The sequence below is a fragment of the Pseudovibrio ascidiaceicola genome, assembly GCF_900114245.1.
Lineage (GTDB): Bacteria > Pseudomonadota > Alphaproteobacteria > Rhizobiales > Stappiaceae > Pseudovibrio > Pseudovibrio ascidiaceicola.
Genome location: NZ_FOSK01000003.1, coordinates 256,685 through 279,905 on the forward strand (window position 1 = coordinate 256,685; position 23,221 = coordinate 279,905).

Annotated in this window: 24 protein-coding genes; 12 read left to right on the forward strand and 12 right to left on the reverse strand. The window is 52.6% G+C overall.

Translation table 11 applies throughout. From position 1 onward, the window contains the following. Window position 1 precedes the first annotated feature (1 nt). From petA to BM231_RS07820, 3 genes are all read right to left on the reverse strand, one after another. Window positions 2-562 (reverse strand): ubiquinol-cytochrome c reductase iron-sulfur subunit, encoded by a 561-nt coding sequence (gene petA, locus BM231_RS07810; RefSeq protein WP_063312580.1) that lies wholly within the window; start codon window positions 560-562, stop codon window positions 2-4. Window positions 563-928: 366 nt separating this feature from the next. Next, a complete protein-coding gene (locus BM231_RS07815; protein WP_093518261.1) occupies window positions 929-2,767 on the reverse strand; it encodes an ABC transporter ATP-binding protein in 1,839 nt (612 codons plus the stop codon). Between the two features lie 73 nt (window positions 2,768-2,840). Beyond that, window positions 2,841-3,230 carry a hypothetical protein gene (locus BM231_RS07820; RefSeq protein WP_093518263.1) on the reverse strand — a complete coding sequence of 130 codons (390 nt, stop codon included), beginning with the start codon at window positions 3,228-3,230 and terminating at the stop codon, window positions 2,841-2,843. A 567-nt stretch (window positions 3,231-3,797) separates the two neighbouring features. On the opposite strand from BM231_RS07820, the gene BM231_RS07825 reads away from it, so the two are divergent. From BM231_RS07825 to hemF, 4 genes are all read left to right on the forward strand, one after another. Then, a complete protein-coding gene (locus tag BM231_RS07825; protein ID WP_093518265.1) occupies window positions 3,798-4,253 on the forward strand; it encodes a tRNA (cytidine(34)-2'-O)-methyltransferase in 456 nt (151 codons plus the stop codon). Window positions 4,254-4,411: 158 nt separating this feature from the next. After that, window positions 4,412-4,900 (forward strand): DUF1176 domain-containing protein, encoded by a 489-nt coding sequence (locus BM231_RS07830; RefSeq protein ID WP_208860180.1) that lies wholly within the window; start codon window positions 4,412-4,414, stop codon window positions 4,898-4,900. Window positions 4,901-5,127: 227 nt separating this feature from the next. Then, complete coding sequence (locus BM231_RS07835) at window positions 5,128-5,718, forward strand: DUF1176 domain-containing protein (protein WP_093518269.1); 591 nt, start codon at window positions 5,128-5,130, stop codon at window positions 5,716-5,718. Between the two features lie 81 nt (window positions 5,719-5,799). Further along, complete coding sequence (hemF, locus tag BM231_RS07840) at window positions 5,800-6,711, forward strand: oxygen-dependent coproporphyrinogen oxidase (RefSeq protein ID WP_093518271.1); 912 nt, start codon at window positions 5,800-5,802, stop codon at window positions 6,709-6,711. A gap of 217 nt (window positions 6,712-6,928) precedes the next feature. Here hemF and BM231_RS07845 read toward each other — a convergent pair whose 3' ends face one another. After that, window positions 6,929-7,336 carry a hypothetical protein gene (locus tag BM231_RS07845; protein ID WP_093518277.1) on the reverse strand — a complete coding sequence of 136 codons (408 nt, stop codon included), beginning with the start codon at window positions 7,334-7,336 and terminating at the stop codon, window positions 6,929-6,931. 86 nt (window positions 7,337-7,422) lie between these two features. On the opposite strand from BM231_RS07845, the gene BM231_RS07850 reads away from it, so the two are divergent. Next, a complete protein-coding gene (locus BM231_RS07850) occupies window positions 7,423-7,995 on the forward strand; it encodes a TetR/AcrR family transcriptional regulator (protein WP_093518279.1) in 573 nt (190 codons plus the stop codon). Here the strand turns inward: BM231_RS07850 and fumC are convergent. Beyond that, a complete protein-coding gene (gene fumC / locus BM231_RS07855; protein ID WP_093518281.1) occupies window positions 7,982-9,388 on the reverse strand; it encodes a class II fumarate hydratase in 1,407 nt (468 codons plus the stop codon). The genes BM231_RS07850 and fumC overlap by 14 nt on opposite strands. 242 nt (window positions 9,389-9,630) lie before the next feature. Here fumC and BM231_RS07860 point away from each other — a divergent pair, with 242 nt between their 5' ends. The 3 genes from BM231_RS07860 to BM231_RS07870 all read left to right on the forward strand — a co-directional run bounded on the left by BM231_RS07860 (window position 9,631) and on the right by BM231_RS07870 (window position 12,295). Further along, a complete protein-coding gene (locus BM231_RS07860; protein WP_093518283.1) occupies window positions 9,631-10,755 on the forward strand; it encodes an AAA family ATPase in 1,125 nt (374 codons plus the stop codon). 2 nt (window positions 10,756-10,757) lie between these two features. Further along, window positions 10,758-11,741, forward strand: a complete 984-nt coding sequence (locus BM231_RS07865; RefSeq protein WP_093518285.1) for an EamA family transporter — start codon at window positions 10,758-10,760, stop codon at window positions 11,739-11,741. Between the two features lie 80 nt (window positions 11,742-11,821). Continuing rightward, window positions 11,822-12,295 (forward strand): PAS domain-containing protein, encoded by a 474-nt coding sequence (locus BM231_RS07870; protein ID WP_093518287.1) that lies wholly within the window; start codon window positions 11,822-11,824, stop codon window positions 12,293-12,295. Window positions 12,296-12,298: 3 nt separating this feature from the next. On the opposite strand, the gene BM231_RS07875 is transcribed toward BM231_RS07870, so the two are convergent. After that, a complete protein-coding gene (locus BM231_RS07875; protein ID WP_208860181.1) occupies window positions 12,299-12,769 on the reverse strand; it encodes a MarR family winged helix-turn-helix transcriptional regulator in 471 nt (156 codons plus the stop codon). A gap of 181 nt (window positions 12,770-12,950) precedes the next feature. On the opposite strand from BM231_RS07875, the gene BM231_RS07880 reads away from it, so the two are divergent. After that, window positions 12,951-13,382 (forward strand): organic hydroperoxide resistance protein, encoded by a 432-nt coding sequence (locus tag BM231_RS07880; RefSeq protein ID WP_057463616.1) that lies wholly within the window; start codon window positions 12,951-12,953, stop codon window positions 13,380-13,382. A gap of 160 nt (window positions 13,383-13,542) precedes the next feature. Here the strand turns inward: BM231_RS07880 and BM231_RS07885 are convergent, their stop codons facing one another. The 6 genes from BM231_RS07885 to BM231_RS07910 form a co-directional block, all read right to left on the reverse strand. Then, entirely contained in the window at window positions 13,543-14,595 is a 1,053-nt protein-coding gene (locus BM231_RS07885; protein WP_093518289.1) for a TIM44-like domain-containing protein, read from the reverse strand. A gap of 173 nt (window positions 14,596-14,768) precedes the next feature. Then, window positions 14,769-15,206 carry a DUF1284 domain-containing protein gene (locus BM231_RS07890; RefSeq protein ID WP_093518291.1) on the reverse strand — a complete coding sequence of 146 codons (438 nt, stop codon included), beginning with the start codon at window positions 15,204-15,206 and terminating at the stop codon, window positions 14,769-14,771. A 2-nt stretch (window positions 15,207-15,208) separates the two neighbouring features. Further along, window positions 15,209-16,429 (reverse strand): CCA tRNA nucleotidyltransferase, encoded by a 1,221-nt coding sequence (locus BM231_RS07895; RefSeq protein ID WP_093518293.1) that lies wholly within the window; start codon window positions 16,427-16,429, stop codon window positions 15,209-15,211. Next, window positions 16,426-16,698, reverse strand: a complete 273-nt coding sequence (locus BM231_RS07900) for a DUF6111 family protein (RefSeq protein ID WP_208860182.1) — start codon at window positions 16,696-16,698, stop codon at window positions 16,426-16,428. Before BM231_RS07900 ends, BM231_RS07895 begins: the two co-directional genes overlap by 4 nt. Beyond that, window positions 16,698-17,318, reverse strand: a complete 621-nt coding sequence (locus tag BM231_RS07905; protein ID WP_093518295.1) for a CoA pyrophosphatase — start codon at window positions 17,316-17,318, stop codon at window positions 16,698-16,700. Before BM231_RS07905 ends, BM231_RS07900 begins: the two co-directional genes overlap by 1 nt. Window positions 17,319-17,345: 27 nt before the next feature. Continuing rightward, window positions 17,346-17,966 carry a DUF1285 domain-containing protein gene (locus BM231_RS07910; protein ID WP_093518297.1) on the reverse strand — a complete coding sequence of 207 codons (621 nt, stop codon included), beginning with the start codon at window positions 17,964-17,966 and terminating at the stop codon, window positions 17,346-17,348. A gap of 454 nt (window positions 17,967-18,420) precedes the next feature. On the opposite strand from BM231_RS07910, the gene BM231_RS07915 reads away from it, so the two are divergent. The 3 genes from BM231_RS07915 to BM231_RS07925 are packed head-to-tail and all read left to right on the forward strand — an operon-like array spanning window position 18,421 to window position 23,187. Continuing rightward, complete coding sequence (locus BM231_RS07915; RefSeq protein ID WP_063312599.1) at window positions 18,421-19,434, forward strand: AAA family ATPase; 1,014 nt, start codon at window positions 18,421-18,423, stop codon at window positions 19,432-19,434. Window positions 19,435-19,456: 22 nt separating this feature from the next. Continuing rightward, window positions 19,457-20,383, forward strand: coding sequence for a DUF58 domain-containing protein (locus BM231_RS07920; RefSeq protein ID WP_093518299.1), 927 nt, complete (start codon window positions 19,457-19,459; stop codon window positions 20,381-20,383). Continuing rightward, complete coding sequence (locus BM231_RS07925) at window positions 20,383-23,187, forward strand: DUF4159 domain-containing protein (protein WP_093518524.1); 2,805 nt, start codon at window positions 20,383-20,385, stop codon at window positions 23,185-23,187. Before BM231_RS07920 ends, BM231_RS07925 begins: the two co-directional genes overlap by 1 nt. Window positions 23,188-23,221: the final 34 nt, after the last annotated feature.

Genomic DNA, 23,221 nt, shown 5'->3' on the forward strand with positions numbered 1-23,221 from the left:
GTCAGCCGATTACAACAACGTCGTCGCCGGAAAACTTGTAAGGCGGCACGAGCATGTTTTCTGGAGCCGGGCCTTTACGAATACGACCAGCAGTGTCGTAGTGGGAGCCGTGACATGGACAGAACCAGCCGCCGTATTCACCAGCTTCACCAAGAGGCACACAGCCTAGGTGCGTACAAACGCCAACCATAACGAGCCAGGCTTCTTTGCCTGTCGTAGCGCGGTTTGCGTCAGAAGCGTCCGCACCATCTTCTAGGTTAGCATTACGTGCAAACTGGTCTGGTAGATCAGCAATAGGCACTTCTGTCGCTTCAGCGATCTCTTTTTCCGTACGTTGACGGATAAAGACCGGCTTACCACGCCAGGTCACAGTGATGGATTGCCCAACTTCAACCGCAGAAACATCAACTTCGATAGAAGCCAAAGCCAGTGCAGATGCATCGGGGTTCATCTGATGGATAAAGGGCCAAGCCAGAGCTCCCGCACCGACCGCGCCCACGGCACCGGTCGCGATGTAAAGAAAATCGCGGCGTGACGGTTCAGCCGTGTCCGTGTGTTCCAAGGTCGCGTCCTCTCGAAACAAAATTGAAAGAGAACACCTACGATCTCTTCTGTGAGGACAGGCCCGCAACCAGTCAAAACCGGTCACTGTCTATACACCGCAAAGAAGACATAGGTGAAAATGCGCTAAATACGCACTTATATTGACGGATGCTATCTGCCACCAATGGTCGCACTTGTCTAGACTGGTTAAAAATTTGCGGACTTATTGTCGCAGACAACTTGGGCATAAGAGGAAAAAAACGGGATCAATTGAGATTTTGACACGCAAATATGAGTCAAAAGTCGAGTGGTTCGGGGACCATAGGACGCAAACTCTCCCCGAACCACTTTTGGTTTAAACCGCTTGATTCCCTGTCAGGAATCCTTATTCGGCGGCAACTTGTGCAAGGAAACCGCCAGATTGGTGGTTCCAGAGGTTTCCATAGATACCTTCAGATTTCAGAAGTTCCTCGTGGGTACCCATCTCGACGATCTTGCCTTGATCCATGACAATGAGGCGATCCATTGCCGCAATTGTGGAAAGTCGGTGGGCAATTGCAATAACTGTCTTACCTTCCATCAATTCGAACAGGCTTTCCTGGATCGCAGCTTCCACTTCTGAGTCCAAAGCAGACGTTGCTTCGTCCAGAACAAGGATCGGAGCATCCTTCAGCAAGACACGCGCGATAGCGACGCGCTGACGCTGACCGCCAGAGAGCTTCACACCGCGCTCGCCCACCAGAGTATCAAAGCCAGTCCGCCCTTCAGGGTCTTTCAGGCCATCAATAAACTCCAGAGCATGAGCCCGTCTCGCCGCTTCAGTTGCCTCTTCCAGAGTTGCACCGTCTTTGCCATAGGTGATGTTTTCCAGGATCGTCCGGTGCAGCAAAGAAGTATCCTGAGAAACCACACCAACATTCTGACGCAGGCTCTCCTGCGTCACGCCGCGAATATCCTGACCATCAATGGCAATGTGCCCACCTTCCAAGTCATGGAAGCGCAGCAACAAGTTCATCAGGGTAGATTTGCCCGCACCAGAGCGACCAACAATCCCGATTTTCTCACCCGGTTTAATGTTGAGCGAAAGGTTCTCCAGAACGCCACTGCCCTTGCCATAGTGGAACTTCACACCTTCAAAGCGAATTTCCGCATCAGAAACAACAAGCGCTTTCGCATCTTGCTTATCAGTGACTTCCGTATGTCGAGACAACATACCCAGTCCGTCCTGCACAGTGCCGATATTCTCAAACAGACCAGCAACTTCCCAAAGGATCCACTGAGACATGCCCTGCAAACGCAAGGCAAGACCAATCGCAATCGCAATATCACCAGTTGTCACCAAAGCCCTCTGCCAAAGCCAGATGGACAGAGCACCAAGAGACAACAAGAGCAGATTGTTGATCAGTGTCAGGCAGATGTTCAGTTTGGTCACATTCCGCATCTGCTTATGCACGGTATCCATGAAAGTGCTCATGGAACCTTTGGCATAATTTTCTTCGCGCGATGCATGCGAGAACAGCTTTACGGTCGAGATATTCGTATAAGCATCAACAATATGGCCAGTCATCACAGACCGGGCATCCGCTTGCTTCTTCGAAATACGCTTAAGCTTGGGAACAAACACGTACATGACGAGGAAGTAAGAAGTCAGCCAGCCAATCATAGGCAATGCAAGACGCCAATCCGCGCTCGCAAGCACAACAAGCGCAGCCAGGAAATAAACAATGACATAGACAAAGATATCGACAATACGCGTAATAACTTCTCGCACAGCAAGAGAGGTCTGCATCAGCTTGTTAGCAATGCGACCAGCAAAGTCATTATGGAAGAAAGTCAAGCTTTGCCGAAGTAACTGCCGGTGCCCCTTCCACCTAATCAGCATTGGATAGTTACCAACCAACCCTTGATGGAAGAACATCTCCCAAACTGCTGACATGATTGGCGATATTACAAGAAGAACGACACCCATCCAGATCAGGTGTCCCCAGTTGTCAGCGAAGAACGTTTCAGGGTCTTCGGTGCCTAACCAGTTCACCAAATCACCCATAAACGTAAAGATGACCACTTCAAGAACGGCAATAGCCGCAGCGAAAAAGGCGATTACAACAAGTAATATTGAAACAGGCTTGGTATAATACCAGATAAAGCCCCAAAATTTACTTGGAGGGGTCTCGATCTCTTCCATTTTGAATGGGTCAATAAGCTTCTCAAAATAAGAGAACATGACAAATCCCAATTAAGATATTTGGTTTGCGAGGTGCGCTACCACGTCAACATGGTAAGAGGATGACGGCTGCTTACTGCAGCCGCTCATCTCGATCGTAAGGATCCCGATTGTCTCTCGGAGAGCCGGAAAAAGTCCAGATCACACTGGCAATTCCAACCCCAACCGCAAAAGCGCCAACCAGGGTATCCACCAGACGTCCCTGAAACAGAGAGCCAGCTTCATCGATTCCGTTTGCTCTTACAATTTCAACCGACGCCAACTCAGCGTAAAGCGTTGGAATAATTGTAAAAAATGCAACTCCGGCACTAATCATCAAGAACCAGAACGCGTGCCCCAGGCTTTGAGAAAATGATCCTTTTTCAGAATCAGCCGAGCGCACATACCGGCCACCATCGACCGGAATTTGAGATGCAGAACCGTCACGGGACGCGATCTGCGCCCAGATAAATGACGTAATCATTGGAGATACTCCGACAACATATGCATGCAACCGCAGACGCAATACGTCCGTGAAAGGGGCTGCATTAAGAAAATACGAGCTAGAAAGTGTTGGAAATCCGCCTTCTAAGCGGAAACGGCGTAGCCTGCGTTTTTGGCGGGATGCATAGCGCATGCGCCAGTCGCTGGGAGAACATTTACGTTCACGAGCACAAATTCAGTATTCATGTATGTCTCCCTAGTTCCAACGTTAAAAAATAGCTGATCGGGCGATCAGCAACTCGGAGAGTCTCGTCAAGTGAGATGAGGGCTCTCGGCCGGTGCGAGATGCTTATACTCATAAAGGCGGAGAGATGCCTAGCCCCAAAAAATACGGAAAACCACTTTAGGATGTGGTGTATCTTTTTCGCAACATATATCACGAATTCCGATGAAACCTCTTGATTTCCATTAGGTTTCGCCCAGCGGAACGCCTCACCTATCAACAAACTCTATGATTTTTCTGGAGATTTTCCCCGGGTTCCTCTAGATGCCCAAGAGATGCTTCCATAAGCCATTCTTTTAGGACCCAACGCGAGCACCCGACAACATGCCAGATATTGCCCTTTACCAGCCAGACATTCCGCAGAACACCGGAACCCTGTTACGGCTGGCCGCTTGCATGGATGTGACGGTACACCTGATCGAACCGGCAGGCTTCCCGCTGTCAGATCATGCACTTAAACGTGCAGGGATGGATTACATCGAGCGCGCCAAACTCCAACGCCATATGGATTGGGAGAGTTTTCGTGAATGGCAGTTAGCAGAAAAGCGCCGACTTATCCTCATGACCACCAAAGGATCACGCCCCTATACGCAGTTTGCGTTCAAGAAAGATGATCTGATCCTAATGGGCCGCGAAAGTTCCGGCGTTCCGGAGGATATCCATCAAATTGCAGATGCAAGACTGTTGATTCCTATGAAGAACGGCATGCGGTCTCTCAACATGGCTGTTTCCACTGGCATGGTCCTGGGAGAAGCCCTTCGTCAAACAGATTGTTTTTGATTAAAACACAACCTAAACTAGTTGCGTTATTGAATGCGTTGCTTTGCGCGATTTAGGTTTTTATTGCGATGTTTGAGAGTTTTTCGAGAAAATTCGCTCATCTGTTTTGCTTTGCACTTTTGCTATCAGTTCCACAGTCCACTTTCGCAGGTGCACCGGTGGAACCCGTCCTCCATGCCAACCTGCATGACGAAGCCGTACTAAAACCATATCTTCACCTGTTGGACGAGATATACCCCTGTGATTGGCATGATGCACACACACGCAGCGGGTATAACCTCTATGACATCGGCAATGGCGTCGAGGTGCTGGAATTCTCCTGCACTGTGGGCATGCACAATCTGGCAAACCTCTATATCCGTCGCACCAGCAATACCAAGCAGCCTGCCAAACTCATCTCTCTGGACCGACCAAAGGGCCAGCCCAACACCAGCCGGTACATTCTGTTCAACAGCTTTTGGGACCACAATCGAAACGCCCTCACCAGTTTCACAGTGGATCGCGGCCTCTCTGATTGCGGCTCTTTTGAAATCCACCGCTTCACATCCCAAGGCTATTTGGAACTCGTGGAGTATCGCGCCAAGCGCGAGTGTGACGGCAAATTCCGAGAGCCAACGGACTACCCGCTGATCTTCCCCGCTGAGTAAGAGCAGCCAACAAAACACTTAAAGCCCGAGGCTTCTTGGTAAGCGTGATGAAACCAAAAGTTTTAGCGCAAGAGTAAGGCGAGCAAGGCATCTTCAGAAACACAGCCAGAAGACTACAGCGTATCTCCGAAAAGTGGATATCGGTTTTCGGATAAAGATACGCAAAAACAAAGACTAAAGCAGTTCACATGTTTCAACTTAAATGCGAACTGCTTTAGGGTTGTCTAATGAGGAAGATCGCCGTGTTCCAAACCTTGCCCCGAACGTTCACAGCCTGTTTTGCAGCAACTGTTCTCTTCGAAGCTCTACTGACAAGCTCGTTACACGCCGAACCTGTCGAACCCGTCACACAGCATGACCCGTCTGTTCTGAACCGCTACATAAACATGCTGGATGCAGCCTACCCCTGTGATTGGGAAGACGCCTACGACTTGACCGGCAACTACCTCCTACAGTTCAGCAAAGATGTGCAGGTTCTCGAATTCGCCTGTTCCGTAAGCCCCTGCAATATGGCACACCTTTATATTCGTGTAGATTCCAAACAGCCCAACAAAGCCAAACTGCTGACCTTCGAACGCCCAAAACAAGAAGACAACAGCGACCCGGATGTGGTCTTCAACGGTGTCTGGGACATCAAAACCGGAGATCTGACCAGCTTTATGAAAGGCCGCGGGCTTGGAGATTGTGGCACCTACGAGGTTCACAAGTTCTCATCTGACGGTTATCCGCACCTGATAGAGTTCCGCGCCAAGCCCCAATGTGACGGCAACTACGTCCAGCCGGAAAAGTATCCGGTCATCCTCGACAGATCCAAATAGCCCGGCCCTCCTCACCTGTACTTCTCAGTTGCGCTCCCTTACATAGAACAGCAAAGAACGCTTTGCGCTCAAGGAGGGACTATGAGCGAGACACAAAATACGCTTCCTGCCGATCTGGAAGACAAAAAACAAGAAGCATCCGCGTGGTTCAGTCAGCTGCGTGACAACATTTGCAATGCCTTTGAGCAGCTGGAAGTAGAAGTCGGGGAAAAGGACGGCCCCCTCTCAGATCAGCCTGCCGGGCGTTTTGAACGCACCCCATGGGAACGCACAGACCACAGCGGTGGCCACGGTGGCGGCGGTGTCATGTCCCTGATGCATGGACGTGTCTTTGAGAAGGTTGGCGTTCACGTCTCCAGTGTACACGGCGAGTTCTCACCTGAGTTCCGCGACCAGATCCCTGGTGCCAGCGAAGACCCGCGTTTTTGGGCCTCAGGCATCTCTCTGATCGCTCACATGCACAATCCAAATGTACCAGCCGTGCATATGAACACCCGCATGGTCGTCACCACCAAGCAGTGGTTTGGTGGTGGAGCGGACCTGACACCTGTGCTCAGCGCACGCCGCACGCAGGAAGATCCGGATACTGTCGAATTTCATGAGGCCATGAAAGCAGCCTGCGCAGACCATCCGGGCGCAGATTACGATCACTTCAAGAAGTGGTGTGACGAGTACTTCTATCTGCCTCACCGCAACGAAGCACGCGGCATTGGCGGCATTTTCTACGACCGCCACAACACCGGCGACTGGAATGCAGACCTTGCCCTCACCAAATCCGTCGGCAACGCCTTCCTCGACATCTACCCAAAACTGATCCGCAAAAACTTCCTGACCCCATGGACATTGGAACAGCGCGAGGAACAACTGGTCCGTCGTGGCCGCTATGTGGAGTTCAACCTCCTCTACGACCGCGGCACCATCTTCGGCCTCAAAACAGGCGGAAACGTCTCCTCCATCCTGTCCTCCATGCCACCAGTGGTAAAGTGGCCATAAGCCAGACCAAACACAACAAGCTCCCCGGCCTAAGGGTCGGGGGAGCATCCTACTTAATCAGAGCATAAACGCCCCGCCTCATCTTCAAACGACTGGTCAGATTGCGGGCTTCCAGGGGAGGCAGCTGTTCCTGCTGTCTGTAATCTGACCCATCTCAATTACCGTGCAATAACCCAAGGCTAAATAGCTCTCTTCGCAATGCAACAGCTTCAGAAGCTTAAACAGTAACACCCGTTATGGCATTCTGTTTCCCAGCTCTTCGCATTCCCATCGCCACACAGCCAGCGATAATCGTAAACGCGACCCACTGCGGCATAGCCATCAGGTTTCCCAGATGGGAGAGGCCGTAAAAGATAAACAGCAGGGCGAAGCCGCCATATTGGCCGATCACCACCCAGACGACACCGATAACCAAATATGGTCGATATGCCGCCGCCAGCAACAACACACCATTCACCAGCATCACCACTGTGATCCCATGCCAGACCACCGACAACACCGCAATAACTCTCGGATTAAGAGTACTGCCTAGTACAGGATCGTGGATCTCTGGCCCACCTAAAAACACATGTACCAGCATCAACAGCAACGACAAGATACCAGAAGCGAACAGCCATTTATTCATAGGACTTCTCTCATTTTTGATTCCATACGGTAGCGTATGGTAGCTTAAAGCTGGACCATGTCAATACGGTAGCGTATGGTGGCAAAATGACAGAGAAAACCAAACTCGCAGCAGTAGACTGGATCAAAGGCGGCTTTCGGTCCCTGGCAGCAAAAGGGCCGCAAAGCCTGAAGGCAGAAGCACTTGCCAGAACACTGAAGGTGAGCAAGGGCTCATTCTACTGGCATTTCAAGGATGTGGCTGCTTTAAAAAAAGCAATGCTGGACCATTGGGAGCAACTGGCCACACAACAAATCATCGCGCAAGTGGATGCAGGTAGCCCCGACCCCAAACAGCGTCTCTTTGATCTGATTGAGATCGCAGCACAGGAAGTCTCATTGGAGTATGGCGCAAACGGCGTTTCTGCCGCGATCCGCAACTGGGCACAGTTTGATGAACTTGCCAGCACCTATATGAGCAAGATAGATCAACGGCGACTGGAATACGTCGAGAACCTGTTCTCACAAATCCCGCAGACCAAGAAGCATGCAAAGACCAACAGCCAGATCCTTTACGCAACGCTCATTGGGGCTCAGCAGCTAGAGGAGGCAGACGCAAAAGCCTGCCTGAAACACGTGTTGGACATCATGATAGGTGGCAACCACCCTACCCAGGTCTGACCATCTTTTCTGGCCGGACAACACGGTCAAACTCCTCCGCAGACACATAGCCAAGACGAAGAGCCTCTTCCTTCAACGTTGTGCCGTTCTTATGCGCTGATTTGGCAATCTCGGTTGCTTTATCATAGCCAATAGTGGGCGCAAGCGCTGTCACCAACATCAAGGACCGCTCCAACAGCTCTTCAATCCGCTCCATGTTCGGCTCAATGCCAACAACACAGCGGTCCGCAAAGCTCACCATACAATCTGCCAGCAGCTCGATGGATTGCAACAGGCTGTTGGCAATTACAGGCTTGAACACATTCAGTTCAAAATGCCCTGTCGCACCAGCCACACTCACTGCTGTCTGATTGCCCATCACCTGAGCACAAACCATCGTCACAGCCTCACACTGGGTCGGGTTCACCTTACCCGGCATAATGGAGGAACCCGGTTCATTGGCCGGCAGACTGATCTCACCAAGACCAGAACGCGGACCAGAAGCAAGAAAGCGAATGTCATTGGCAATCTTCATCAGTGAGCACGCCAATGTATTCAACGCACCATGTGCAAACACAGCCGCATCATGCGTGGCCAGTGCTTCAAACTTATTGACCGCCGTCACAAACGGCAAACCAGTAACCTCACTCACATGGGTAGCAAAAGCACTGGCAAACTCTGGCGTTGAGTTGAGCCCAGTCCCTACAGCCGTACCACCTTGCGCAAGCCGATAAAGCCCCACAAGGCTCTGCTCAATACGCTCTTTGGAATACTCCAACTGCGCCACATAGCCAGAAAACTCCTGCCCCAATGTCAAAGGCGTCGCATCCTGCGTATGGGTCCGGCCAATTTTTACAATATCCGCAAAAGCCGCCACCTTGGCTTCCATCGTGTCGTGCAGATGTGTCAGCGCGGGCAGCAACACCTTGTTGATCTCACAAGCTGCCGCAATGTGCATGGCCGTCGGGAAGGTGTCGTTGGAAGACTGCCCCATATTCACATGGTCATTGGGGTGAACAGGAGATTTGGTGCCAATCTGACCGCCAAGCAACTCAATGGCTCGGTTGGCAATCACCTCGTTGGTGTTCATGTTGGACTGTGTGCCAGACCCTGTTTGCCAGATCACCAGCGGGAAATGCGCATCCAGCTTGCCAGAAATCACCTCGGTCGCGGCCTGACAGATGGCCTTGCCCAGATCTTCTGGCAGACGCCCCTCTTCCATGTTCACCTTGGCAGCAGCCAGTTTCACCGCGCCCAATGCATGGACCAGCGCAGGCGGCAGATGCTCCCGGCCAATGGGAAAGTTGATCAGAGATCGTGCGGTCTGCGCGCCCCAATACTTGCCAATGGGCACATCCAGCACACCAAAGCTATCGGATTCCTGCCGCATACCATCAGAATTTTGATCAGACATTGACACTTTCCTCTTAAGCGCAGTCTCGAAAAAGGAACGATCCCTCTCAGGCGAGAACACACGACAACGAAACCATAAAGCAGTTTGGACAACCCTGCCATGAAGCACAGGGTATCTTCAACCACAGGCGAACAAAACGTGAATTTCCGGTGCATGACCACTGTGGTTCAATTTACATTCGTGAGCCAACCTGCTTATTCTCAATCATACCTACCGAAGATATATCAAAAAAGTTTCACCAGATGTCTATGCCCCCTCTTTCGGCGATCGGTATTGAGAATTACCGGTCCGTACATAAGCTTTTCATGCGTGTTGGTGCCGTCAATGTATTTGTCGGCAACAATGGCGTAGGCAAAACAAATCTCTACAAGTCGCTCGAGCTTCTGCAACAGGCTGCGCTGGGCCGTATCACCCGCGCCGTTTCAGAGGAAGGTGGCGTAGACAGCGTCATGTGGGCAGGTGACCTGAAGACCCACGAGAAAAAACGCATCATCCTGCGCGCTGATCTGGGAGATCTCTCCTATCGCATCCAGCTGGGTCTGCCCAACCCTATCTCCGATCCCGCTCTTCCCTATGAGACCATGGTGAGAGAAGAAGAACTCACGCTGATGACGGGCGCCAAGTCTGTCGTGCTGATGAACCGCAAAGGCCCAAGTGCCTTTCTGCGCGCCAGCAACGGCAGCAGAGTAACCTACGACAACGAGCTTCTGCCTTCCGAGACAGCGCTCGCCAGTATTCGCGATGGTAGTCAGTTTCCTGAGTTGGATCTGGTCCGCCGCGCAATTGCAGACTGGCGTTTTTATCACACCTTCCGCAGTGACCGAGACAGCCTGCTGCGCCGTCCAAGCCCCAATGTCACCACCCCCACGCTCTCATCAGACGGAAATGATCTGGCAGCGGTCTTCGCCACCCTCAAGGAAATCCGCAAGGATACCTTTTATCTGCAAGAGGCCGTGGATGATGCCTTCCCCGGCAGCCAACTGATCATTGAGGCCAATGGGCAGGATTGCCGCTTCGCTCTGCAAACACCAGAGATCCGGCGCGCCTTCCCCTCTCAGGAACTATCTGACGGCACACTGCAGTATCTGGCCTTGCTTGGGGCCATGTTGTCCTACCGCCTGCCTTCCTTCATCGCCCTCAACGAACCCGAGGCAAGCCTGCACCCTGATCTGCTGGAACCTCTGGCAAAAGTCATCGCCAAAGCCTCAGAAAGAAGCCAGATTTGGCTCGTCACACATTCTGAGCAACTTGCTGATCATATTGCCAATCACGCAGGGGCGTATCCAAGACGCATTTATAAAGAAAACGGCCAGACCGGAATTGATGGCCTGAAAATCACCGGCGAGTTCGTCGGAGAGGAGTACTAAGTTTGACCCCCAAGGGCTTGATTGTCTGCCTTGCCACCATGGTAAGCTGGGCGTTTCTTATTGTTATCAGCAAAGGCTTGCTGCTTACCTACAATCTAGATCCGTGGATCTTCACCATCATTCAGTTGATGTTTGGCGGCCTGTTCCTCATCGCTGTCAGCCGAAAGCTGGGCGCAACCATGGACGCACTCAAAAGCCCATACACCTGGGCTTATGGTGTTGCCCGTGTCCTCTCCGCAGCCTGTTTCACAGCCTCTCTGCTTTACATCAGCGCCGCAAACGCAGGTTTCTTCGGCCTTGTGTCCGTCCCGTTTTCTGCACTCGCATTTGCTCTCCTGTTTTTCCGGCTGCCCACCGCTCTGGAACTTCCCGGTCATCTGGTCATTATTCTCGGCGTTATCCTGCTAATCTCATCTCTGGAAGGCACCTACACCAACCCAGCCGTTTATCTGATGATCTTCTCAGAGTTCGCAGTGGTTGCCTCCGTTATTATTGCTGAGTTTCATCCACAAAATCAGGGGGATGACCTCAAAAAACGCGCCTCGCTCAGCGGCGTGATGCTGGTTGCCAGCGCGTTGATCATGCTCATCGCCCTCGCCGCCCTCTCCCTCATCACCGATGGCACTGCAGCAACGCAACAAGCAGCAGATTGGACCAGCAATCTACCACTCATCGACCTGACACAGGTCTGGAGCCCAACCATGTGGGTGGCAGCAATCGCTGTCGGGATCTCATTGCGTGGTGTGTCCATGTTCCTGTCCATGCAGGCCATCAATCTGGTCGGCAGTCAGAATTATGTCGCAACAATCGCCGCTCTGCCGTTCACCTCATTGCTGTTTGAGCTCTTCGCTGACAAAGCTGGCTACCTGCCTCAAACACTGCCAGTTCCAATCGCCATTCTGGCAGGCGTCATCATGACAGCCGGATCACTGGGCATTCTCTGGGCACGCCAGCGCAAGTTCAAAACGGCAGCTGCATTCTCATAGTTTTAGAAAACCCGCATATTTCTGAAAGCAATTGCTTACTCGCCTTCGCTAGAGTTTCTGCGAACAGCGAGTAAGCAGGCATGACTGACAATAAAAACGAACTGCCGGAAGTCACTGAACAACGCATTCTGGAGGCATGGAGGTTATCCGGCTGGGCGGACCGCCTGCTGGAAGAGGCTGGTATCGGTGTCACCATCATCGATAAAGATGGCAAGCTGCTCTACTACAACAAATGGGCCTCAGAAAATCTGGATCGCAAGCCCCGGCATATTGGGCACAACGTGAAGGACAACCATCGCCGGACCATAACCAACCCGCGATTTGATGCAATGTTGCAGCTGTTCAAAGATGGCCGCAAAGACCCGGTGCGCTACGTGGCCAATCCTTATGGAACCACAACCATTCTCGTCACCGTTTCTCCCATCCATATAGAGGGAGAGCTCGTTGGCTTTTCTCAGTTTGTCTTGCTAAAGGAAGAAGTGCAGGAACTGTGCTGCCTGTTTGACCAACATGGCCGTGATCCTTTTGAAAAGGAAATGTTGCCCGGCAGCTGACCCCTAACCGGAAACCTTTTCCTTGGCATCCGTCAGCATCTCCTGAATATCGTTGAGCTGCTCAACCAGCTGACCGATGGTCTCCACCGGCACATTCAGATTGGAAAAGGCGCAGTGCTGCACGTCAATCACGCCGTCGCTCAGATCTCGCCCTTCTTTCGTCAGGCTGACAATGACCTGCCGCTCATCTTCTTTGGAGCGTTCGCGAGCAATAAAGCCCATCTCTTCAAGGCGCTTAAGCAGCGGAGTCAGAGTGTTCGACTCAAGGAACAGACGCTCCCCCAGCTCAGACACGCGCTGATGGTCTTTTTCTAAAAGAGCAAGCAAAGTGATGTACTGCGGATAAGTAATACCAAGCTGCTTCATCACCGGTTTATAGAACCGATTGAAGGCATGGTTGGCCTTATAGATGGCAAAGCACAAATGCTGATCTAAACCAAAGCCTTGAAATTCTTCAGATTTCTTCTCGGCCATTACCGTATTCCAGTCCTGAATAACATCTTCTTTCCTCGTTCTACCCATCAGGATAAAAGCCGTCAAACTAAATCGTACACGATTAATTCACGTTTTGATTGACAGCACCCCATATTTCTCCTTAACTATATCGCATAGGATTTAATCGTGCACGATACATAACAACAACGAGGAATACCAAATGCCAGTTAACGTTCTTTACGAAACAAGCGCAGTTGCTACCGGTGGCCGTGACGGCACTGCAAAAACAAAGGACGGTGCTCTGGAACTGACACTTGCAACCCCAAAAGAACTGGGCGGCGCAGGTGGTGAAGGCAACAATCCAGAGCAACTCTTCGCTGCTGGATACGCCGCATGTTTCATCGGAGCTATGAAGTTCGTAGCGTCTCAGCAATCAGACATCGCTCTGCCTGCTGACGTAAACGTAGAATCAACCGTTGGAATTGGCCCACGTTCAGAAGGTGGTTTCGGTCTGGAAATTGCTCTGGCTGTTACCGTACCAGGCATGGACAAAGCCAAGGCAGAAGAGCTCGTCGCTGCGGCGCATGAGGTCTGCCCATATTCCAACGCAACCCGCAACAACATCGATGTAAAGCTTTCTGTCGCAACCTAAAGCATGTCTTCGAAAATTGAACACCGGTGATACGCAAAAGCTAAAGCAGATCAGGTGTTTCAGTTAAAACGCGAACTGCTTTAGCGGCACAAGACCCATCGAACCATTAAAGAGAAAGGGGCCCATGAGGCCCCTTTCCAATTTCTATTATCTGCTCTGATTAATCAGCTTGTTGAATAGCTGAGAGCTTCCAGTTCTCACCGGCATCGCGAACAAACGACCAGATCTCGGTCCGCTCTTCCGGCACATCCGGATTGCCTTCAACCACTTTGTTGTTGGCCCGCTCACGCATCACATCAATGGACTCATAACGCATTGCGACAGACGCGTAGTCCTTGTCGCCTTCACGCCACGCTTCACTCAGGTCGCCCTGAAGCAGCTTGATACCGCGCACTTCATTCACAAGACCGTTGGATGCAGCCTTGCCCAGTTCCTCAGCAAAGTAACCCATGATCTCAGGCGTCGCGATTTCGCGGATCTTACCGTAATCCTCGGAGCCGTAAGCAGTCCAAACGGTTGTCAGCAGCGTCTCAAACGCATCAAAGTCATCTGCAGTCAGCCCGATTTCATCATCCGCTTCGGTAGAAAAGACAGGTTTTTCCTCAAACTGAGACGCCTGACTGCCACCAAAACCGGTGTTCGGAATGCCAGAAGATCCTGAACGACGCGGCGCATCCTGCGCACCCGCATCATTAAAGCTGAACGACTGGTTCTGCTGTGGCTCCTGCTGGTATCCATGGGCAGCGCCAGCGGCCTGTGGCTGTTGGCGGCCCCGCAAGAAGCGCATCAACAACATGATACCACCGCCGATCAGCAACACCTGCATGATCATGCCGAATAACCCGGCCATACCGCCGAACCCTGAACCGAACAACATACCCAGCAATCCACCTAGCGCCAGACCGCCCAACATGGAGCCGAGGAAACCACCGCCAAACAAACCACGGCGCTGGCCTGCAGCTGCCTTGGAAGCTGCAGCCGCATTTTGCTGCTGCGCACCTGCGTTGGTACCGTTGTTTGGTGTCATGGTCCGCTGAACCGGAGCTGTTGTCGGCGCAGTCTTGGTCGCTTTCGGCGCTGAGTAGCTGCGAGAGCCACGGCTACCGAAACTGAACCCGCGCTTTGCCTCAGCAAAGTCAGCTGTCACAAAGATCAGACCGATCGAGAACACCAATAAGGTGAGAAACTTTGGAAACTTATTCAATGCAAGCATGTAACCCCTAAACCTGCCCGTAAACTCATGTTGCCCTCCATATGGGGGCATTCTGTTAAAATTTGAAGACCAAACTGCATTCGCGAAAAGTAGAAGCCAGTTTTCGCGCAAGAATACGCGCCAGATAAGAATCCTGAAGCGGCTTAAGCCACTCAAAATAAAGGTAAATGGCTTCAGTGATGCTCTGGATGGCGAAGTAAGACTTTTTGAAAGCCAGATGAGGAGATTTCATCACAAAACTGCACCCACTCGCAGTTTTGGCAGGCCTTCTTAAAAACATCCTCAGCATATGCTTTCCGCATTTTAGCAACCAAATGCGAGTTCATGACAATCTCATCACCAACACACAGCTCAGTCCCAAGCAGACGAGAGATCAGCTTCACTGCCGCACTATCTCGTTCCACCACGCTGCAGTTAAAGCAATGCGGCTGCTCTTCTTCATTGATCAGAACCGCACAAATTTCATCCGGCCCCTCAACCAGTAGAGCAGCCTCTCCTGCATTCAGACGCTTCACTACAGCCTCGTAGTTCTTGGAAAACGCAGGAGAATAGCCGTGCCCGATAAATGTAAGCACGCATAGCAAGTGATGGCCACGCAGCTTGACACTCATGATCACTTCACCTCATCAGCCAGCAGCACTTTCACCTTCTCAAGCAAACTCTCAGCAGATTGCTGATAATCCGCATCAGCCCAGACTTGCTGTGCCAGCCGCATCGCTTTGCCCATATCAGGTCCAGCAGGAATACCACCAGCAATCATCATCTTGCCTGTCAGTGGAAAACTAGGGATTTCCCAGTTCTGCGCAAAAGCCAACAGCTCTTTCAGCTCCGCTTCACTCAACACATCATCGTTCATCCATGCTGTCAAAACGCCATCAACAACAGCATCCGTTCCATGAGCAACCAATAGCGCTTTCAACTGCTGTTTGCTCTGCCCGCGTGAATGCAGCACCTCCGCAATATCAGCAGCAATCTCAATCTGTTTCTTTTGCGCATTAGAAAGGCGCAGGAGCTCAGCAACTTGCGGTCCTGCAACACCACCAAGCCGCAACACCGGCTGACGAGCTGCTTCTGGCAGTTCTTCAAGTTCCAGAAGGCGCGCTAAACGAGAGCTCGCAGCCTCATCACCCAAAATAAGCTGCAGGATACCGCCCTGCTCCATCAGCAACAAAGAATCGAGAGCACGCGGTGCAGACAGCGTTCTCAGAACTTCCTTGGTAATTCGCTCCTTGGAAAGGTGAGAAAGGCCATCTTTCAGCTCAATACAGGCAGCATACCCATCCGCGTTGATCTCACCTTGCCCGTAAGTCGCAAAGAACCGGAAGAACCGCAGGATGCGCAGATAGTCCTCACGAATACGCGCATGCGCATCGCCAATAAAACGCAAATGTCGGTTGAGACAATCCTCAAGCCCGCCCAATGGATCAAACAGTTCACCATGACGGTCTACATAAAGCGCGTTCATTGTGAAATCGCGGCGCTGCGCATCTTTTGTCCAGTCCCGTCCAAATTTCACCGTCGCATGACGCCCGTGCGTCTCAACATCTTCACGCAGGCAGGTCACTTCAATCGGTTGGCGATCAATAACCAGCGTCACCGTTCCATGGTCAACACCAGTAGGAATGGCTCTGACGCCAGCAGCGTCCGCTCTGGCAAGCACCACATCCGGCAAGGCAGTGCAGGCAATGTCAACATCATCAACCACTTCGCCAAGCAAGGAGTTGCGCACGGTTCCACCAACCGCACGCGCAACATCATCGTCCTGTTCCAGAACGTCAAAAGCTCGCTGAACAGCCGCACTCGTCAGCCAGCTGCTCTGTTGTAATCTGGTCATTTCTGAGGTGTCTCGTATCCACCTGGAACAAACTCACCATCAACCACCTGCGCTGGTCGGTATTGCGACCCAAGCGGCGCACGGCTTGTTTCTGCAAGCAGCATCAGACTGGCGATGACAAGAGCTATTCCGCTGATGCTCAACCACAACATCGGGCCATCGCGAAACCGCTTGTCTTTCTTTGCCTTGCGTACCACCATCACCCACACCGCGTAGGCGATAAATGGAACAAAGAACAACAACCCATGTGTCAGGAGCATTCGTATCATCAGGCATAAACCCTATTGTAAAGCACGCGCAGGATGCCAGCGGTGACACCCCATATGTAACGCTGCTCAAACGGCATGGCATAATAGTAGCGTGTTTTGCCTCTGAATTCTCCGCTTTTTTTCTGGTGGTTCTCAGGGTTCATCAAAAAAGACAAAGGCACTTCAAATACTTCATCCACCTCTGCCGGGTTGGGAGAAAGGATCAACGGCGGTTTGACAGTGGCAATAACCGGAACAACCCGATAACCGGAACCAGTATAGTAATCTCCGAGATCTCCCAGGATCTCCACCAGATCAGATTCCAAGCCAACTTCTTCATGCGCCTCTCGCAAGGCAGCACCCACAGGCCCGTCATCATCCTCGTCAATTTTGCCGCCAGGAAAAGCAATCTGCCCTGCATGAGAACGCAGGTGTGCGGTGCGCTGCGTCAAAAGAATGGACGCCTCTGTTCCCCGGTCAACAATACCGATCAGAACAGCAGCATCCCGCACTTGCTCCAGATCCTCACCATAATCAGGCAGATCCGGATTAAGGATGTGATCTCCTGCAGGTTCATAGGCTTGGTCGGTCAGCCGATCCATCACCCGAGACCTGAAATTCTCTGCTGTAAACTCAGACAAGATAATACGCCGTCCTAATGTCTCTTCCTAAAATCCAAGGTTCTGGACCGTATCCACCACAAAGAATGCACCACGGCTTTCAATGCCAACAACCCGTCCGCCCTCGCCTTCCCGCTCTTGCAAATGCGGTGCGAGCTCATGAACCAGTGTCCGCGCAAACAACGCTTCCAGCCGATCACGCACAAGGATGTAAGGCTTCAACCCACCATCTTCGTCCTGCTGCACAAACCGGATCGGGTTATCAGGCCCTGCTTCAACCACATCACCACAATTGGTCCGAATGGTAATCACCTGCTCTCCGTCCTGCTGGTGAATATCCATCTCCACGCCTACAAACGGCGCATCTTCAACGGTCAGACCAATCTTCTCAACTGGCGTTACAAGATAGTACTTGCCGTCTTCTTCCTGCTTCAACACAGTCGAAAACAGATGCACCAGAGCCTCACGCAGAATGGGCGTGCCCATGTAATACCAGGATCCATCCCGTTTGATCTGCATATCCAGATCACCACAGAACTCCGGGTTCCAAAGATGGATGGGAGGCAGGCTCTTGGACTGTCCTGCACGCGAAATCAAAGCCTGAAGCCCTTTGGGCATCTCTTTGATTTCCGGAATGCTCTTTTCTTTAAGTTCGCTCACCACGGTCATTCTACCAATACATCGGAACACACCACTATTGGGGTAATATGGTGTCACGCAAGCTCTAACGCTACCCTCCCCCAAAGCCCGCGCCAAGTTATACCTTTGCGATAAGCACCAAGGCTACAAGATAGAAACGTCATTGGCGTCCTCAACTCAGCACGCAATGCTCTCAATTCTCAGGGGCTAACGGATTCTCAGCCCTCAGACTCACTATCTGTTCACAGAAATGCCGTTAGGGTAGAGCCAACCAAACTATAACCCAGGGATGCTCTGACCCCGATCATATCAAAACATTTTGAAACTGGCTTTCGCGCCTTGCATTGCACTTCTGCCTGCATAGTCAGCCTATTGCTGAAAAGTACAGGCCTATAAATTTGCTAGGGATCGCCTTTTTTAAAACCGAGTATGATGCAAAGGTGAGCTAGGCAGGGTTGCAACGCGCGACGAAAAGAGAGCAGCGATGAACACCAATATGACAGGCATGCCCCCCAAACCAGAGGATATAGTCGCACGTACAGAGGCGGCTTGTGAGAAAATCCGACAGGCAAAAGAGGAAATCGCCCGTTCCATATTTGGTCAGGAAAGCGTTGTCGAACGCACTTTGGTGACGATTCTCTCCGGCGGGCACGGCCTGCTGGTCGGCGTTCCCGGTCTTGCAAAAACCAAACTGGTAGAAACTCTGGGAACAGTGCTCGGCCTCGATTCCAGCCGTATCCAGTTCACACCAGACCTGATGCCCTCTGATATTCTGGGTTCAGAAGTGATGGAGGAAGCCCCGGACGGCAAGCGTTCCTTCCGCTTCATTCCCGGCCCGGTCTTCGCCCAGCTACTCATGGCGGATGAGATCAACCGCGCCAGCCCGCGAACCCAGTCCGCTCTCCTGCAATCCATGCAAGAATACCACGTTACGATCGCAGGCCATCACCACGACTTGCCTGCCCCCTTCCACGTACTGGCCACTCAGAACCCGCTTGAACAGGAAGGCACCTACCCTCTGCCGGAAGCCCAGCTCGACCGCTTCCTCATGCAGATTGATGTCCATTATCCGGACATGGATGCAGAACGCCGTATTCTGCTCGAAACCACAGGTGCAACGGAAGCCAAATCCAAACAGGTGCTGCAACTTGAAGAGCTGCGCGAGATGCAACAACTCGTGCGTCACATTCCGGTCGGCGAAACCGTCATGGACGCCATCTTGAAACTGGTCAGAGCAGCCCGCCCCGGCGAAGCCGATGGCTTTGAAGACCTCACGCCCTATATCGCATGGGGTCCCGGTCCGCGCGCCAGTCAGGCACTCATGTTGACTGTTCGCGCTCGCGCATTAGCGGACGGGCGCCTGTCTCCAAGCGTTGATGATGTCATGGCACTGGCAGAACCTGTGCTGCAGCACCGCATGGCACTCACCTTTGCCGCCAGAGCCGACGGAAAAACCATTCCGCAACTGCTCAAAGACATAAAAGAACGCATCGCCTAACAACAAGCCGACAGGATCGCATATGTTATCTTCGAGGACCACTCCTCAAGACAGACAGGAAAACATCTTCGGCTTAACGGGCGAAGCGCAATCCCTTGCTGATACCCTGCCAGAGCTGCTGGTTGAGGCAAAACGCATTGCAGCCAATGTCACCGCAGGCTGGCATGGACGCCGCCGCGCAGGCCCCGGTGAAACCTTCTGGCAATTCCGCCCTTTCCTCTCTGGTGAAGCCGCCCAGCAAGTTGACTGGCGCCGCTCTGCCCGAGACGACAACTTGTATGTGCGTGAGCGCGAATGGGAAGCAGCCCAAACCATCTGGGTCTGGGCAGACCTCTCCGCCTCCATGCGTTTCCAAAGCAGACAAGCCACCGCCTCCAAACGCGACCGCGCTCTGCTTCTCATGTTGGCTCTTACTTATGCTTTGAATGAAGCAGGCGAGCGTGTCGGCCTGGCAGGCCTGACAAGACCACTTGCCAGTAGAAATGGTGTGCAAACCATTGCTGAAACTCTAGCCCACGAAAACCCAGAGGCAACACTGCCAAATCCGGAAGGTATCCGCCGCTTCTCTGAGATTGTGCTCTTCTCTGACCTGCTCGACCCACCGGAAAAGCTGGAAGAGTGGATGGCCAACATCGCCAGCACAGGCGCCAAGGGGCATCTCATTCAACTGCTGGACCCGATTGAAGAAACCTTTCCCTTCACTGGCCCTACCCAGTTCGAAGACCCAGAGAATGGAGAGCAGCTTAAGGCAGGCCGCGCGCAAACTTGGCAACAAGAATACCTGCACCGCCTCGCTGCGCATAAAGACCAGATCAACTCACTCGCCCGTAAATTCGGCTGGAGCTATACGTTGCACCACACAGACCGCCCAGCGGTCGAGCCGTTAATGTTGCTTCATTCCCGTCTGGCAGACGCACCACAACACAAAATGAGAGGAGATCATCAATGATGGGCTCTCTTCTCCCAATCGGGTTTGCTGCGCCATGGGTTCTCACCGCACTCGCGGCTCTACCCGTCTTATGGTGGCTGCTCCGCACCACGCCGCCACAGCCAGCACACGTCAAATTCCCGCCTCTGCGTCTCTTACTTTCTCTTCGCAATAAAGAGGAAACCCCGCAGCACACCCCATGGTGGTTAATCCTGCTGCGCCTTATGCTGGCAGCAATCCTGATCATCGCCATGGCTGGCCCTGTCTGGAAACCGCTGGATATTGCAGAGCCTAAAACAGGCCCACTTTGGCTCATTGTCGACAATGGCTGGGATGCCTCCGCAGATTGGGATCGCCAAATCCGCATGGCAGAGCTGATGGTTGACGGCGCAGCGCAGAACAACAGAACCGTCATGCTGGTCACCACCGCAGATGGCCCAGCCCAGCCCATGCGCCTTTCCAGTGCGCAGGAGGTTGCCGATCAACTTCGCGCCCTAACGCCTCAAGGTTGGCAAGCTGCCCGGTCAGAGCTCATTCCAGCCTTGCAAAAGCAAGCAGAACAGAACGCTCCCGGTGCAATTTTGTGGTTCTCCTCTCCCTTAGAAGAACCATCCACCACAAGCTTTGCAAGGGGATTGGCCAGCATTGCAAGAGCTTCAGATGTGCGCGAAAGCTCATTCCTCATTTATCGCTCCGAAACCCCGGTCTACGCGCTCAAACAGTTACAAAACACCGCTGGCGCCATGACCACTACAGTCCTCCGCCATCCTGCGCCACTGGCCGAGACACTGACGGTCCGAGCCTTTGATCGCAAGCAACGGGCTATTGCAGAACAAACCATCGAGATGAAAGCTGGCCAAAGCACCGCCGAAATTTCATTGGAACTGCCATCAGAGCTGCGCAACGATATCACTAAGCTCTCCATTTTAGGCAAGGCCAGCGCTGGCAGCACTGTACTCGTAGATGAACAATGGCGGCGCCGTAAGGTTGGTCTTTTCGCTGGCGGCTTTTCTGACCGCTCCCAGCCTCTGCTCTCGCCACTTTATTATCTAGAACGCGCGCTGGCTCCTTTCGCAGACCTTCCACCAGCAAAAAGCACAGACATCACCACGGCCATTTCCGACTACTTTGACAAAGGCATTTCCGTTCTAGTCCTTGCTGAAGTCGGCACCCTGCCTAAAACCACAGAGGCTGACATCGCCAGTTGGGTTTCCAAGGGCGGCACTTTGATACGCTTCGCTGGCCCACAGCTGCCGGAAAAGCAAGACTCTCTCATCCCCGTTGCCCTCCGATTGGGCGATCGTAAACTGGGAGGTTCCCTCTCCTGGAAAGAGCCGCAGGCACTCAAATCCTTTTCTGAAAACAGCCCGTTCCGCTCAATCAGCCTGCCCAAAGACGTCACCGTAAATCGCCAGGTACTTGCAGAGCCAACTGCTGACCTACCTGACAGAACATGGGCTTCTCTGGAAGACGGAACACCTCTCGTCACGGCTAAGAAACATGGTAACGGAACCATTGTCCTGTTCCATGTCACTCCTGATACCAAGTGGTCCAACCTGCCTCTGTCCGGTGGGTTTGTGGATATGCTACGGGCCATCACAAGCATTTCATCAACCGCAGTTTTCAATCCAGATGACGAAGAAGGAACAACATCTGCATCTGCCCTGCCTCTGCTTAAAATGCTGGATGGCTATGGCAAACTCACGCCGCCCTCTGCCAATCATAAACCTATTTTGGAGCGCGACTTTGCAACCACCCATCCGGGCCGCGACACCCCCCCGGGTCTCTACGGCACCGACGATGCAGCCCGCGCACTCAACCTCATGGAAGATGAGGACAACCTGATCCCACTCGATCTGAAGCCTCTGTCCATGGCAAAGATACTCGACTACCCTTCAGAAAAACCGCTGGACCTTCGTGGCTGGTTCTTCTCCATCGCAATCCTGCTTGCCTTGCTGGACACCCTCGCGCTTCTCTGGCTCTCTGGTAAACTACGCCGCCGCCAGTTCACGCACGCAGCCATTCTCCTGCTCATCGCCTCCAGCCTGAGCTTGACAGGCGCAGATAAATCACGGGCACAAGACAACGCAGAACAGTTCGCCCTTGACGCCTCATTAGATACGCGCCTTGCCTATGTGCTAACAGGCGTGCCAGAGGTGGACGAAATCAGCCGCTCCGGGTTATTCGGACTCACCAGATTGCTCACAGACAGAACTGCATTAGAACCTGAAGCTCCAATTGGTCTGGACCTGCAAAACCACGAGTTGGCCTTCTTCCCGATTATCTATTGGCCCATTGATGCTGGCATGCAGATGCCAAGCCCAGAAGCCATGTCACGGATCAGCGCCTACATGCGCAACGGCGGCACAATCCTGTTTGATACCAGAGATGCATTTGGAACCGGCTCAAACTCACCAAACAAGCTGAAGCTTCAGCAGCTCTTACGCGGATTGGACATCCCTAGCCTGGAACCTGTTCCGCAAGATCATGTACTGACGAAAACCTTCTACATTCTGGATAACTTCCCGGGTCGCTACAATCAAAGCCCCATGTGGGTACAGGCCAGCGCAACCACCTCTGACGGCAGCCGCCCCGTGCGTGCAGGCGATGGCGTTTCGCCCATCATGATCAGTGGCAATGACTTCGCCGCAGCATGGGCCATCGATACGGAAGGGAACTACCTCTATCCAACCATTCCCGCAGACGGAAATCAGCGTGAGATGGCGGCGCGTGTAGGCATCAACATCCTCATGTACACCATGACAGGCAACTACAAGGCAGATCAGGTTCACATCCCTGCCCTGCTGGAACGTATCGGCCAATAGTAAGCCAGTAAACAAGACGCGGAGCACAGCTACA